This is a genomic window from Aerococcus sp. UMB1112A, assembly GCF_030230715.1.
Lineage (GTDB): Bacteria > Bacillota > Bacilli > Lactobacillales > Aerococcaceae > Aerococcus.
This window is the reverse complement of sequence record NZ_JASPDS010000002.1, coordinates 110,668-123,380: the sequence shown is the minus strand read 5'-3', so window position 1 is coordinate 123,380 and position 12,713 is coordinate 110,668. Positions and strand designations below refer to the sequence as shown.

Below are 12,713 nucleotides of genomic sequence, written 5' to 3'. Positions count from 1 at the left end.
TGTTAAAAGTTACATAAAATGTGGCGGAATTTGCATCCGCTCAAGTGCATGTTGAATCAGATCAAAGTCAATTAAGCTAAAGTCTCTGAGTGTTGCTTCATTCCAGGCAGGTCTGTTTTCTTGTGCAGAAAATTTATCATATACTGAAATAGCATTTTCCATCATTTCAAGACTTTCTAGATCGATAGCTGCTTTCGCTTTATCAGTTAGGGCGATTGACTTATAAAAGGTTTCATTGGGTTTCAAACTGCTGCTTAGGGGATGAGTTAGTAAGGAAACCTTCTCGTCAACGACTACCTCCCTAGCTTTCTCCAAAACATCACGATATTCGCCATCGACAAAACGTAACCTTAATGAAGGAGCAGAGATCTTTTCTTTGACTTGTGGATTGTTTGTAATAATTTGCATATATACCTCTCAAAATTTAAATTTAGCCCTTCAAGAATTGAAAGGTAGAAAAAACGCTAACAAACTTGTTCACAAATCTGGTCAACGTGCACGACGCTTTAGATAACTATTTTCGTTCATGATTAAACCTCCATGAAAATTTTATAGGTGAGTTATAAAATTTCTTTAATAAATCGCGATTATGCGCAAACATAATCATTCACATAGTTATTGTAACACGAAATAAATATTATTCAATCGCTTTATCATATAAAAGCATTTAAATTGAAGATGAGATAATAAAGAAACCCCTTACTAAAAAAGGTTTTTGCCAGTTAAAAAAGTATCGAAAATTTATTAAAAGAATCACAAAAAGCAAAGTGATTCGTTTGAGTCTAAGGCAAAAAAGTGGTAAATTATACATGAGACAGGCTATTCACTCATAAATAGACTGTTAGCCTTAAGAAAAATTAATCAAGGAGTTGATGCAATGGTCGATCAAAAGAAATACGAAGAAGATAAATTAGAAACTTGTGGGGGCTGAGGCGCTAAGATAGGTGCGGGACACCTTTCAGAGATGCTAAGCCAGCTACCTAAAAACCATGATGACCAGCTTTTGGTAGGCTACGATTCTGCGGATGATGCAGCAGTTTATCGGATTAGCGATGATGTCGCTGCTATTCAGACCTTGGACTTCTTCCCACCTGTTGTTGATGACCCTTATTTATTCGGTCAAATTGCAGCTACAAATGCCTTGAGTGACGTTTATGCGATGGGTGGTCGCGTTGCCACAGCAATGAATATTGTCGGTTATCCACGCAACAAATCCTTCGCTGATTTAGAAAAGATTATGCAAGGTGGCGCTGAAAAAGTTCAAGAAGCTGGCGGGGTTCTCGCTGGGGGCCATTCGATCCATAATGATTCTGTTTTATATGGTTTATCCGTAATGGGTTTGGTTAGTCCTGAACGCATTTTACAAAATAACCAACCACAGGCGGGGGATGTTCTCTTCCTCACTAAAAAATTAGGGGTCGGTATTATTACCTCAGCCCACAATAAAGGGGAGTGTAGCCAAACTGCCTTTGATGAGGCAGTGGAATCTATGCGCACTCTAAATAGATACGCAGCAGAAGTGATGGAGGATTTCCCAATCTCGTCTTGTACCGATGTGACGGGCTTTGGTTTCCTAGGCCACCTTATGGAAATGGTGGAGGCTAACCTGACAGCCAAAATCGATGCTTCAGCCGTCCCTTATATTGAAGAAGCCCTTGAATGTGCTAAAAAAGGCATCCGGACGGGTGGTGCTGGACGCAATTTAAACCACTTCGGTAAGGATATTTTGATTAAAGCAGAGGATGCTTTATTGGCAGATATCTTGTATGATCCACAAACATCGGGCGGCCTATTAATTAGTTTGTCTCAGAATAAGGCTAAGGAATTTATGGCTAGCCTAGAAGCTGCTGGTGTTTCTGCTTGGCAAGTGGGGCATTTTGTGGAAAGAGATAGTCATGCCATCATTGTTGAGTAAGTACTTTATGAATAGGAAAGGAAGACTGTAAATGAGTGAAAAGTATATTGTCGTTGTATCAAGTAATGAAATGGGCCACGGCGATCCAGAACTGGGCAAAACTTTAATGAAAGCTTTTATCCATAACTTAACGGAACAAGAAAGCTTACCCGAAAAGATTTTATTCTATAACACTGGGGCTTTACTGGTTGAAAAAGGCGCTGATACGGTAGAAGATTTAGAACTTTTAGCTGACAAAGGCGTTTGGATTGGTACTTGTGGGACTTGTGTCAACTATTTTGAACTAGAAGACAAGGTAGCAATTGGTGAAATTTCCAATATGACCGAAATAGTTAAAAATATGTACTCTTATGACCGTCTCGTTCAACCTTAAGTCAGCTTATGACGATTTTTTTACTAACTTTTAAGGGCGCTCAAGCTGCTATGCAAGGTGAAAAGGAATTTAAAGAAGCGGGCTTTTCGGCCCGCTTAGTTCCTACTCCTGAATCGATTTCTGCAGCTTGTGGCTTAGCCCTACGCATTAAAAATACAAATTTCGAAGACATAAACCAGTTTTTCTCCCAGGAAAGAAGGAAAGGAACTGGTTTATATCTTATTGAAGGTGAAGGACGGTCCAAACAATACACAGCGCTAGATTGGAATTAGGGGGGGACGCTTTGGAAAAATATGTCATGGGAACTGCTGGTCATATTGACCACGGGAAGACGACTTTAATTAAAGCCTTAACTGGTATCGAAACCGACACAACAGATGAAGAGAAAAAAAGGGGCCTATCGATTAACTTGGGCTTTGCCTATATGGACTTAGCCAATGGAGAACGTCTAGGGATTGTCGATGTACCCGGCCATGAACGCTTTATTAAGAACATGGTAGCTGGAGTATCTGGGATTGACTTTGCTCTCTTGGTCATTGATGTTAACGAAGGGATTATGCAACAGACCCGAGAACACATTGATATATTAACTTTGCTCGGTTTAGAAGATTTTATTATTGCCTTATCGAAGGTGGATGGTGTTGATCCCGACTTGCTTGAAATCGTTAAAGAAGATATCCATGAACAGTTTAAGGGCACGGTACTTGAAGATGCACCAATTGTTGAAACAGATGCGGTGACAGGTTATGGGGTTGAGGAATTGCGTACGCTGATTACTGAGAAGTGTGAACATCTGGAAAGCAACAACCTTGACCTGCCTGCCCGGATGAATGTGGACCGGGCCTTCTCTGTTAAAGGTTTTGGGACAGTGGTCACGGGGACTTTGATTGAGGGAAAAATCCATGTTGGGGACGAGCTGACGGTTTATCCTGGTGGACAAAAAACTAAGGTTCGTACTATTCAAATCCATGAAGAAGACCAAGAGGTGGCTCACGCGGGCAATCGGACGGCTTTAAATCTAACTAAATTAAGTTTAGACGAGATTTCAAGAGGCGATGTGCTTTCAGCTGGGCCACTGGAACTGTCATGGATGCTCGATGTGAAATTGAAGTGCTTAGAAGATTCGGACCAAATGATTGAACTCTGGGACCGTGTCCATTTGAATATCGGAACTCGAGAAGTGCTGGCGCGTATTGTGCCCCTAGGTGTGGGCGCTATCATGCCTGGTGAAGAAGCCTTTGTCCAATTGCGCTTAGAAGAGCAATTGGCCGTTAAAAAAGATGATCGCTTTATTATTCGTTCCTATTCACCCGTTTATACCATAGGGGGTGGCTTTGTCTTAGATCCAAGTCCTAAGAAGCACAAACGCTTTAACGATGAAGTCATTGAAAGCCTTAAGATTAAAGAAGAGGGCGATACAGCAGATATTCTAATGGATTTCATGAAACACCGAGCTCATGGCTTAAGCAGTGTTAAGGAAATGAGTGACTATCTCAATCTACCGATGACTTCCTGCCAAGAAATTGTCGATGACTTGTTAGAAGAGGGACAACTGCTAGGTTTTGGTCATTTCTATATGGCTGTTGATCGTTACCAGGACTTGGCTGATGAGATGTGTGAAAAATTGGCTCACTACCACGATAAAGAAAGTTTACGTCGAGGGATGCCGATTGAAGAATTTCGTTCGCAGTTTAAAAAGTTGCCGGCTAAAGAATTGGATACCATTACTAAGCAATTAGAATCTGATGGGAAGATTAAGCTCGAAGATGATATTATCCGCTTAGCTGATTTTGAAATTAAATTAACGGGTGAAGAAGAGAAGATCAAAGAAGAAATTCTTAAGGTGCTCAAGGAAAGCGCAATGGCGCCACCAGAAGTAGAAGAATTGACCCATGAAGATCCAGCTTATTATGATCTTTTAAATATGCTAGTCGGTGACCAGGTTTTCCAATTAGACCGCTATACTTACCTAGATATGGAGATCTACCAGCAAGCCGTCCAAAAAATCAAAGATCATATTAGCGCTAATGGAAGTATTTCCTTAGCAGAATGCCGGGACTTATTCCAAACCAGCCGGAAATATGCGTTAAAACTTCTAGAACATTTAGATAAAGAAGGTATTACCAAACGTCAAGGCGATGTCCGTATCTTGAAATAAAAAGGAGGCTATATGAAATCTAAATTATCCGATCTACCTGCAATGAATCACTTGCTCAGTCTCGATCAAGTTGATGACTGGCAAGAAAGCTATCCCCACTATCTGATAAAGAGATGTTTGGAAGAAAGTTTGGATGACATTCGCACAAAAATCCTAGCCGGAGAAGATTTAGTCATTAGTGAAGCTGATATCCTCAAGCGCGGGGAAAAACGTTTAGAAGCTATTTATGAATCTAGCTTGAAGCGTACGGTTAATGCAACTGGTACCGTAATCCATACTAATCTCGGACGCTCTCTCTTGGCTGATGAAGCAGTGGATGAAGTGGTTAAGGCAGCACAAAGCTATAGCAACCTTGAATATGATCTAGAAGAGGGCCACCGAGGCAGCCGTTACCAACATATCCGTCAAATTATTGTCGAATTGACAGGGGCAGAAGATGCCCTTTTAGTCAACAATAACGCAGCAGCCGTCCTATTAATGCTAACCGCTTTAACGCAAGGCAAAGAAGTCCTGATTTCACGGGGCGAGCTCGTAGAGATTGGAGGTGCCTTCCGTATCCCGGATGTCATCCGCAGCTGTGGGGCCTACTTAGCTGAAGTTGGTGCGACCAATAAGACCCACATTGCAGACTATGCGGAGGGAATTACAGAGGATACGGGGGCTATTTTGAGAGTCCATACCTCTAATTATCGTTTGATCGGTTTCACGGAAGCCGTCTCAGATGAGGACCTAGTTGCTTTAGCCAAGAAAAATGACCTGCCTATCTTTAATGATTTAGGGAGTGGTTTATTAGTCGATATGCAAGAATTTGGCTTACCCTATGAACCTACTGTTTCGGAGATGATTGAAGCGGGCTATGACTTGGTGAGCTTTAGCGGGGACAAATTATTGGGCGGAGCCCAGGCAGGGATTATTGCCGGCAAAAAGACTTATATTGATCGATTAAAGAAACATCCCCTCTTGAGAGCCTTACGAACAGACAAAATGTCTATTGCTGCGCTTGAAGCAAGTTTGCGCCTTTATTTAGACAAAGATCGCGCCTTAACGGAAATTCCAACCCTAGCTATGATTAGAGCTTCACAAGAAGAGCTGTGGTCCAAGGCAGAGCAGTTAAAGAATGAGATTGATCAGTTGGAAGTCGGCTTTGATGTCAAAGTGATTGCTGGAAAATCCCAGGTTGGGGGTGGGGCCTTCCCTGGTGTCTATCTTGACACAGCTTTGGTTAGTCTCCAACATGCTGATTATTCCGGTACGGAACTTGAAAGACAACTGCGGCTCAGCCCTGACCATATTATTGCGCGTTTGAATGATGGCTTGCTTTCTTTTGATGTCAGAACTCTTCAAGAAGGAGAAAACGCTTTGATTACAGCTTGTTTAAAAGATCTCTTTTCTAAAAGTTAAGCCCTTTCTTTAAGGTCAATAAAACAATTTACCCAAGTTTTATGGATGAAAAAGTTGACATTTTCAAATAGGACGTTATAATAAGATTGTAAGATAATTTAATGGTTCACATAGTTAATGACTATTTGGAGTGATTAATTATTGGAACCAAGTTTTAAAGGAGGAATTGATATGGCTATTGATTGGAACGGCAAAAAAGTTCTTATCATTGGTGACCGTGACGGTATTCCTGGCGAAGCTATGGAAGAATGTTTAGCGGATACACCAGCAGAAGTTATTTTTTCATCTACGGAGTGCTTTGTCTGAACGGCTGCGGGAGCAATGGATTTGGAAAATCAACGCAGAGTTAAAGAAGCAGCTGAAAAACATGGCCCTGAAAACCTTATCGTGTTAATTGGTGGTGCGGAAGCAGAATCTGCTGGTCTAGCAGCTGAAACCGTAACCAACGGTGACCCGACTTATGCAGGCCCATTGACAGGAGTACAATTAGGTCTGGCATTCTGCCATGCAGTAGAACCAGAGTTCAAAGAATCCGTAAATGAAGATGTTTACGATGATCAAATCGGAATGATGGAAATGGTATTGGATGTCGACGCTATTTGTGAAGAGATGACATCAATTCGCGATCAGTTCTCTAAATACTAAGATTATCACTACAATTTTAAAGTATTTTTTTAAAATGGGTGACCGGCGTGAATCTGTCACACCGGTGCCCATTTTTTATTTCTTAGCTTATCCAGTAAGAGAGCATATCATTTCTTTAATTGTGAAAAACGTAACATAAGGCGTAAGGAAAAAATTTTTGGCGCATTTTGAATGCGCTTACTAGAAATCGACTTAAAAGATAGGAGAATGACAATGAATTATGCAAGTTTAAAAGCAGCGGGTTATGTGTTAGTACATACTCCTGATATGATTATGGCAAATGGTTCCACCCAAACAACCGAACGTTTGGTTAATCCTGATAGCGAATATTTGAAGAAAGCTCCAGAACATATCCGCTCCTATGAAGAAGTGGTTAACTATGCGCCCAACCAAGTTTATATCGGGAACATGACTCCAGATGAGTTATCTGAACTTGAATTTCCTTGGTATGACAAGCCCGTAGAAGGTAAGCGCCACGGCCGCTTTGGGGAAATTTTACCTGAAAAGGAATTCTACGGCTTATTAGAAATTGCCGATGTTTTTGAATTAGTCTTCTTAGAAGAATCTTTTGCTGAAGAAGTAAAAGCAGCGCTTAAGGACAATGAATTGTTCAAAGAAGATGCTGACAGCATTAAACAAGTAGATACAATTGAGAATATTGAAAAACATATTGACGAATTTGAAGCTGAGCCTCTTTACTATGAAGATAAACTAGTTGGCTGTGTTCACCGAGCACATGAATACGATGTGAACTTAAATGCTCATACCATGCTTGAAAACCTAGTCGTTAAGGCGTCAGGTATCTTATCATTGCGCCACTTACTTGCTGATTCAGATATTAATCCAGAAGATGTTGACTATGTTATTGAGTGCTCTGAAGAAGCCTGCGGTGATATTAACCAACGCGGTGGGGGGAACTTTGCCAAGTCAATCGCTGAAAAATGTGGCTGTGCTAATGCTTCTGGTTCAGACGTCCGCGGCTTCTGTGCAGCGCCAACCCACGCCTTAGTTTCAGCGGCATCAATGGTAGCAGCAGGTACCCATAAAAACGTGGTTGTTGTGGCTGGGGGATCTACTGCGAAATTAGGGATGAATGGTAAGTCTCACGTCGAAAAAGACATGCCGATCCTAGAAGATGTAGTTGGTGGATTCGCAGTTCTTGTAGGGGAAAATGATGGCAAGTCACCAATTCTACATACTGACTTAATCGGTAAACACACGGTTTCAAGCGGTTCGAGTCCTCAAAAAGTAATGACAGCTTTAGTAGGGGATGCCTTAGACCATGCAGGCCTTTCTGTTAATGATATCGATGTTTATTCTTCTGAAATGCAAAATCCTGATATCACTGTTCCAGCAGGGGCAGGTAATGTGCCAGAAGCTAACGTGAAAATGATCGGTGCTTTAGGGGTTATGCGTAAAGAACTCGAACGCTCTGAACTTCCAAACTTCTTAAAAGAAAAAGGAATTCCGGGTTGGGCACCAACTCAGGGTCACATTCCTTCAGGTGTGCCATACTTAGGCTTTGCTATTGAAGATTTAACTAGCGGTGACAAGAACCGTGCTATGATCATCGGTAAAGGCTCCCTTTTCTTAGGCCGTATGACCAACCTCTTCGACGGTCTATCTGTTATTGTTGAGCGGAATAGTGGAGAAGTCGAAGAAGCTAAGAATACGGACTTCAAAGAAGCTGTGAAATCCGAACTTGCTAATGCTTTACGTGACTTTGCAGCAAACCTTTCGGAAGAGTAGGAGGTGTGACAATGTCAGAACAAGTAAAATCAACGATTAAAGAAGTCTTTGAAGAATTAGCTGATGCTCTAGAAAGCGGTCAAATGGGGCCAAAAATTAAAATTGGTTTGACCATTAATGGTTCAGAACATGGCGACCAAGTCATGAAAGAAGCGGCTGAGGCTGCTAAAAAAGACAACTTATTCGACCTCGTTTTGATTGGTTCAGCTTACGACTGGACCGACCAATATGAACTCTATCAAGCGGATGACGAGCAGAGTGTTTCAGATAAGGTAGAAGAACTCTTAGCTGATGGGACCATCCAAGGCTGTGTGACCTTGCACCATGCTTTTCCTATTGGGGTATCCACAGTAGGACGTGTTCAAGCGCCTGCTAATGGCAAGGATGTTTTCATTGCGACGACAACGGGTACAACAGCTACAAACCGTGAAGAGGCCATGGTTCTGAATGCTATTAATGGGATTACAGCAGCTAAAGCTTGTGGCTATGACAAGCCAACACTTGGTATTCTGAACGTTGATGGAGCTAATAAGGTTGAACGTTCCTTGAAAGAGCTCCAATCTAAGGGCTATGAATTCACATTTGGTGAATCTAAACGTGCTGATGGGGGCGCTATCCTGCGAGGAAACGACCTCCTACAAGCAGCGGTTGATGTTGTTGTCACCGATACCTTAACGGGTAACTTGTTGATGAAAATGTTCTCGGCCTTTAACACTGGTGGGAGTTATGAAGCAACTGGTTATGGCTATGGTCCTAGTATCGGAGAGGGCTATGAATTCAATATTTGTATCGTATCTCGCGCATCCGGAGCTAATGTCATTAAGAACGCTCTGACCTATGCTTATGAAGTGGCTAAAGGTGACCTGATTGCGATTAGCGAACAGGAATATGCAGCAGCTAAAAAAGCAGGTCTTGATCAAATCCGTGATGACCTACAAGTTAAGTCTAGTCCAGCAGCTGAAGAAGAAGTTTCAGCTCCAGAAAAAGAAATTGTTTCAGTATCCATTGCTGGGATCGATGTCTTAGATCTTGAAGAAGCCGTACAAGCTTGCTGGAAAGCTGGAATCTATGCTGAAAGTGGTATGGGCTGTACAGGTCCAGTAGTTATGGTTAACGAAGCCAAAGAAGATCAAGCAAAAGAAGCAATTAAAGAAGCTGGCTTTATTTAACCGGGAAGTACACCTTGAATAAATATAAGTAATTGATAAGGGCCTCAGTAGTGGGGCTCTTTTCAGTTTTAAAATTAATTAAAAAAGCGATTCCATAATAGAATCGCTAGTTGATTTTTCGCAAAGGTCGGGCCTATTTAAAAATAGCAAGCTTATCGAGCCTTTTGACTAAGATGAGAACTAGGAAAGCTTTAATCGAGTCGCCAAGATAGAAAACGAGTGTACTGGCAGCGGCAGTTAGATAGGGCATATTGCCGAAGTGACTCATTCCAATCGCACCGACGAGATTAGTGAGCAAGACGCCAGGGATCCAAATAGCCAAGTATTGGACAAAGAGGGGACGATCCTGACTAAGAAGTTGACGGTCCCGGGCAAGGCCGATAAGGAAGGCTGTCATGAGATAAGCGAAGAGATAGGTAGAAGATGGTCCATAGAAAGCTTGAAGACCACCATTGCCACCAGTTAAAACTGGAAAACCAATGGCTGCTAGGATCAGAAAACCTGCCACCACTGCACTGCCTTTTTTCGCCCCGAGTAGGGATCCGGAGAGCATGATTCCTAAGTTCTGCAGGACAATCGGTACTGGTAAAAAACCAAGAGGGATAGGGGGGAAGAGCCCTAAAACAATGATAATAGCAATCATAATGGCAATGCTTGTCAGGTCTTTACTTCTTTTGTTATTCATTCATTGACACCTCATGTTTATTGATGTTTAAAGTATAATTAAAAGAACAACAAATGTCAACTTAAAATATATATATAGGTTGACATTTGTTTTAGTATATTTTGTTTAAATGAGAATGTATCGATTTGTGCCATCATGGTTGCAAGTTATCAACTAAATATGTTATACTTAGTTTGCACGTAACCATAGCATGTGAAGAAATTAAAGCGCAAACTTTCTTAAGGCCTCAGTCTATGGTTGCGTGTATTTTATTATGTATACAAAAAAGAGGAGACTGTATTAGCCTCCTCTTTTTACATTTAATATAAATATGATATACAAAGCCTATTGTTTACAAAGTTATAGCAAATTAATCTTGAAAGCCTTGCGCTACGTGAGTTGGTGATAAAAAAGTTATAGCAAATGTATAGTTTTCGGGGTGTTTTACTAGGGTTTAATAGGGTCTATTAGATTGCACAAAATGCTGGATGCAGGATTCGAACCTGTGACCCCCGCATTACGAATGCGATGCTCTACCAACTGAGCTAATCCAGCGAAACGATATTCCTATTATAGACCTTTTACGGGACTTTGTAAAATGTTTTTTTAAATTTAGAGTAAGATAGTTGAATGAGGCCTGGTTGACTCAAAAATACAAAGAGCTGCAAATAAATTTTTATTAGATTCTTGTATTTGAGCAAATGACAGATTCCTAAAGATTTATGGCAAGTCAATTAATGGTATAATGAAAGTAAATCTTTTTGCGATAGGGAGAGACTATATGACAAGTGAACATTTATCGAAACGTCTAGCTAAGGTTGCGGACTATGTTCCTCAGGGAGCACGATTGGCTGATATTGGTTCAGACCATGCCTACCTTGCTAGCTATTTAGTGGCAGCTGGCCGTGTAGAGGCTGCAGTTTGTGGGGAGGTTGCCGAGGGGCCTTACCAGTCGAGTTTGGCTACCGTTCAGGCGCGTGGCTTAGCCGATTGTATCCAAGTTCGCCTAGCCGATGGTTTAGCTGCTATTCAAGCAAGCGATCGGATAAGCTGCATTGTCATTGCAGGGATGGGCGGTTCATTGATTGTGGACATACTGGCAGCTGGCCAGGCCCAAGGGAAATTAGACCAAGGTCCGCGTTTGGTTCTCCAGCCCAATGTGGGAGAGGCGGAATTGCGGCGCTGGTTGGAAACCAACCACTATCAGATTACGACAGAGTATATTTTAGAAGAAAATCAAAAAATTTATGAAATTATTGTGGCTGATTATAGCGAAAGTGTTCCTTCTTTAAGTGAAGAGGCCCTCGTTTTTGGTCCCTTTACCAAGGCTTCTAATCCAGAAGTTTTCCATAAAAAACTCTACCGCCGACTGAAGCATGCGAAAGGTATTAACCAATCCTTAAGGCAATCGACAAACCAGGAGAAGCAGGCGAGTTTTAAACACTACCAAGAATTAATTGAAGAGCAGATCCGCATAATGGAGGAGGAGATTAAAGATGACTAAAGTAACTGTTAGAGATATCGTTCAAAAGTTTCAAAGTTTTGCCCCTGAGTCCCTAGCTTTGGGGAAAGATCCAGTGGGCTTGCATTTTGGTTTTTTGGACCAGGCAATTCACAAAGTACTTTTGACACTGGATGTGCGTCCAGAAGTGGTTGAGGAGGCAATTGCAAAGGATTGCGATATGATTCTCGCCCACCATCCGCCCATCTTTAAGGCGCCTAAACGGCTAACTGAAGATGATCCCCAGCAAGCCATGTATGCTGAGTTGGTTCGGCACGGTATTGCGGTTTATGCAGCCCATACCAACCTCGATGCGGCCTGGGGAGGTATGAACGACTGGCTGGCAGAGGCTTACGATATTGTAGATACCGAGGTCTTATACGGCTACCAGGAAGATAAAAATTACCGTATCAAGGTTTACCTGCCCCAAGAAAACTTAGCGGACTACCAGGCAGCTATCTTTGCGGCTGGCTACGGCCAGGTTGGCAACTATGACCAGGTTTCCTTTACTTCTAAGGGGCAGGGGCATTTCCGGCCCTTGGACCAGGCTCAACCTTATATTGGTTCAGCTCAGGAAGAAACCTCTGTTGATGAAGTTGTCTTCTCTTTCCTGGTTAGCCAATCTGAGCTGTCAGCTGCTTTAGACCTAGCTCGCCAACTCCATCCTTATGAAGAAGCAGTGATTGATCTGCTTCCTTTAGCTAATAAGGGACAGGCTCTAGGCATCGGCCGGGTTGGTCGATTGAAGACTCCTATGCCCTTTAGAGATTATGTAGACTTAGTGAAGGAGCGGACAGGAGTCGATGCCTTGCGGGCTGTGGTCTGGAATTGGGACCAAGAAGTGGAACGGGTGGCGGTGCTTGGTGGCTCTGGGGCTGATGAGTATCCCTATGCCATAGCCAAGGGTGCGGATGTTTATATTACCGCAGATGTTTCCTACCATACGGGGCATGATATGATAGCCAACCGCTTGAATGTGATTGATCCTGGCCACCATATGGAGTCTATCTGCAAGGATAAGTTGGCTCAAGTCCTAGCGGCTTGGATCGAAGAAGAAGATTGGTCCCTAGCTTATGCTAGCAGCCAATTAAATACGGATCCTTTTACTTTTGTTTACTAAGGAGGAAGTCAAATGACT

At 42.2% G+C, this 12,713-nt stretch carries 12 protein-coding genes and 1 tRNA gene; 10 read left to right on the top strand and 3 right to left on the bottom strand.

Annotated features, from left to right (window positions below):
* Positions 1-9: 9 nt before the first annotated feature.
* On the bottom strand, positions 10-408 hold the full coding sequence (locus QP860_RS01735; protein ID WP_070616998.1) for a GrdX family protein: 399 nt from the start codon (positions 406-408) through the stop codon (positions 10-12).
* A gap of 532 nt (positions 409-940) precedes the next feature.
* On the opposite strand from QP860_RS01735, the gene selD reads away from it, so the two are divergent.
* The 8 genes from selD to grdD all read left to right on the top strand — a co-directional run bounded on the left by selD (position 941) and on the right by grdD (position 9,410).
* A complete protein-coding gene (gene selD / locus QP860_RS01730) occupies positions 941-1,915 on the top strand; it encodes a selenide, water dikinase SelD (protein WP_256374731.1) in 975 nt (324 codons plus the stop codon).
* A gap of 31 nt (positions 1,916-1,946) precedes the next feature.
* Positions 1,947-2,288, top strand: coding sequence for a sulfurtransferase-like selenium metabolism protein YedF (gene yedF / locus QP860_RS01725; RefSeq protein WP_070617000.1), 342 nt, complete (start codon positions 1,947-1,949; stop codon positions 2,286-2,288).
* An 8-nt stretch (positions 2,289-2,296) separates the two neighbouring features.
* Positions 2,297-2,560, top strand: coding sequence for a putative Se/S carrier protein (locus QP860_RS01720; protein ID WP_070617001.1), 264 nt, complete (start codon positions 2,297-2,299; stop codon positions 2,558-2,560).
* A gap of 11 nt (positions 2,561-2,571) precedes the next feature.
* Complete coding sequence (gene selB, locus QP860_RS01715; protein WP_284912073.1) at positions 2,572-4,446, top strand: selenocysteine-specific translation elongation factor; 1,875 nt, start codon at positions 2,572-2,574, stop codon at positions 4,444-4,446.
* Positions 4,447-4,458: 12 nt separating this feature from the next.
* Complete coding sequence (selA, locus tag QP860_RS01710; RefSeq protein ID WP_070617003.1) at positions 4,459-5,847, top strand: L-seryl-tRNA(Sec) selenium transferase; 1,389 nt, start codon at positions 4,459-4,461, stop codon at positions 5,845-5,847.
* Between the two features lie 171 nt (positions 5,848-6,018).
* Entirely contained in the window at positions 6,019-6,492 is a 474-nt protein-coding gene (gene grdA / locus QP860_RS01705; protein WP_083294294.1) for a glycine/sarcosine/betaine reductase complex selenoprotein A, read from the top strand.
* Positions 6,493-6,705: 213 nt separating this feature from the next.
* Positions 6,706-8,241: a glycine/sarcosine/betaine reductase complex component C subunit beta gene (grdC, locus tag QP860_RS01700; protein ID WP_284910836.1), complete on the top strand. Its 1,536-nt coding sequence runs from the start codon at positions 6,706-6,708 to the stop codon at positions 8,239-8,241.
* An 11-nt stretch (positions 8,242-8,252) separates the two neighbouring features.
* Complete coding sequence (gene grdD, locus QP860_RS01695) at positions 8,253-9,410, top strand: glycine/sarcosine/betaine reductase complex component C subunit alpha (RefSeq protein ID WP_284912072.1); 1,158 nt, start codon at positions 8,253-8,255, stop codon at positions 9,408-9,410.
* 133 nt (positions 9,411-9,543) lie between these two features.
* On the opposite strand, the gene QP860_RS01690 is transcribed toward grdD, so the two are convergent.
* On the bottom strand, positions 9,544-10,095 hold the full coding sequence (locus QP860_RS01690) for a biotin transporter BioY (RefSeq protein ID WP_070617007.1): 552 nt from the start codon (positions 10,093-10,095) through the stop codon (positions 9,544-9,546).
* Between the two features lie 461 nt (positions 10,096-10,556).
* A tRNA-Thr gene (locus QP860_RS01685) sits at positions 10,557-10,629 on the bottom strand.
* A gap of 226 nt (positions 10,630-10,855) precedes the next feature.
* Between QP860_RS01685 and QP860_RS01680 the strand changes: the two genes are divergently transcribed.
* Positions 10,856-11,578 (top strand): tRNA (adenine(22)-N(1))-methyltransferase, encoded by a 723-nt coding sequence (locus QP860_RS01680; RefSeq protein ID WP_070617008.1) that lies wholly within the window; start codon positions 10,856-10,858, stop codon positions 11,576-11,578.
* A complete protein-coding gene (locus QP860_RS01675; RefSeq protein ID WP_070617009.1) occupies positions 11,571-12,695 on the top strand; it encodes a Nif3-like dinuclear metal center hexameric protein in 1,125 nt (374 codons plus the stop codon). Before QP860_RS01680 ends, QP860_RS01675 begins: the two co-directional genes overlap by 8 nt.
* Positions 12,696-12,713: the final 18 nt, after the last annotated feature.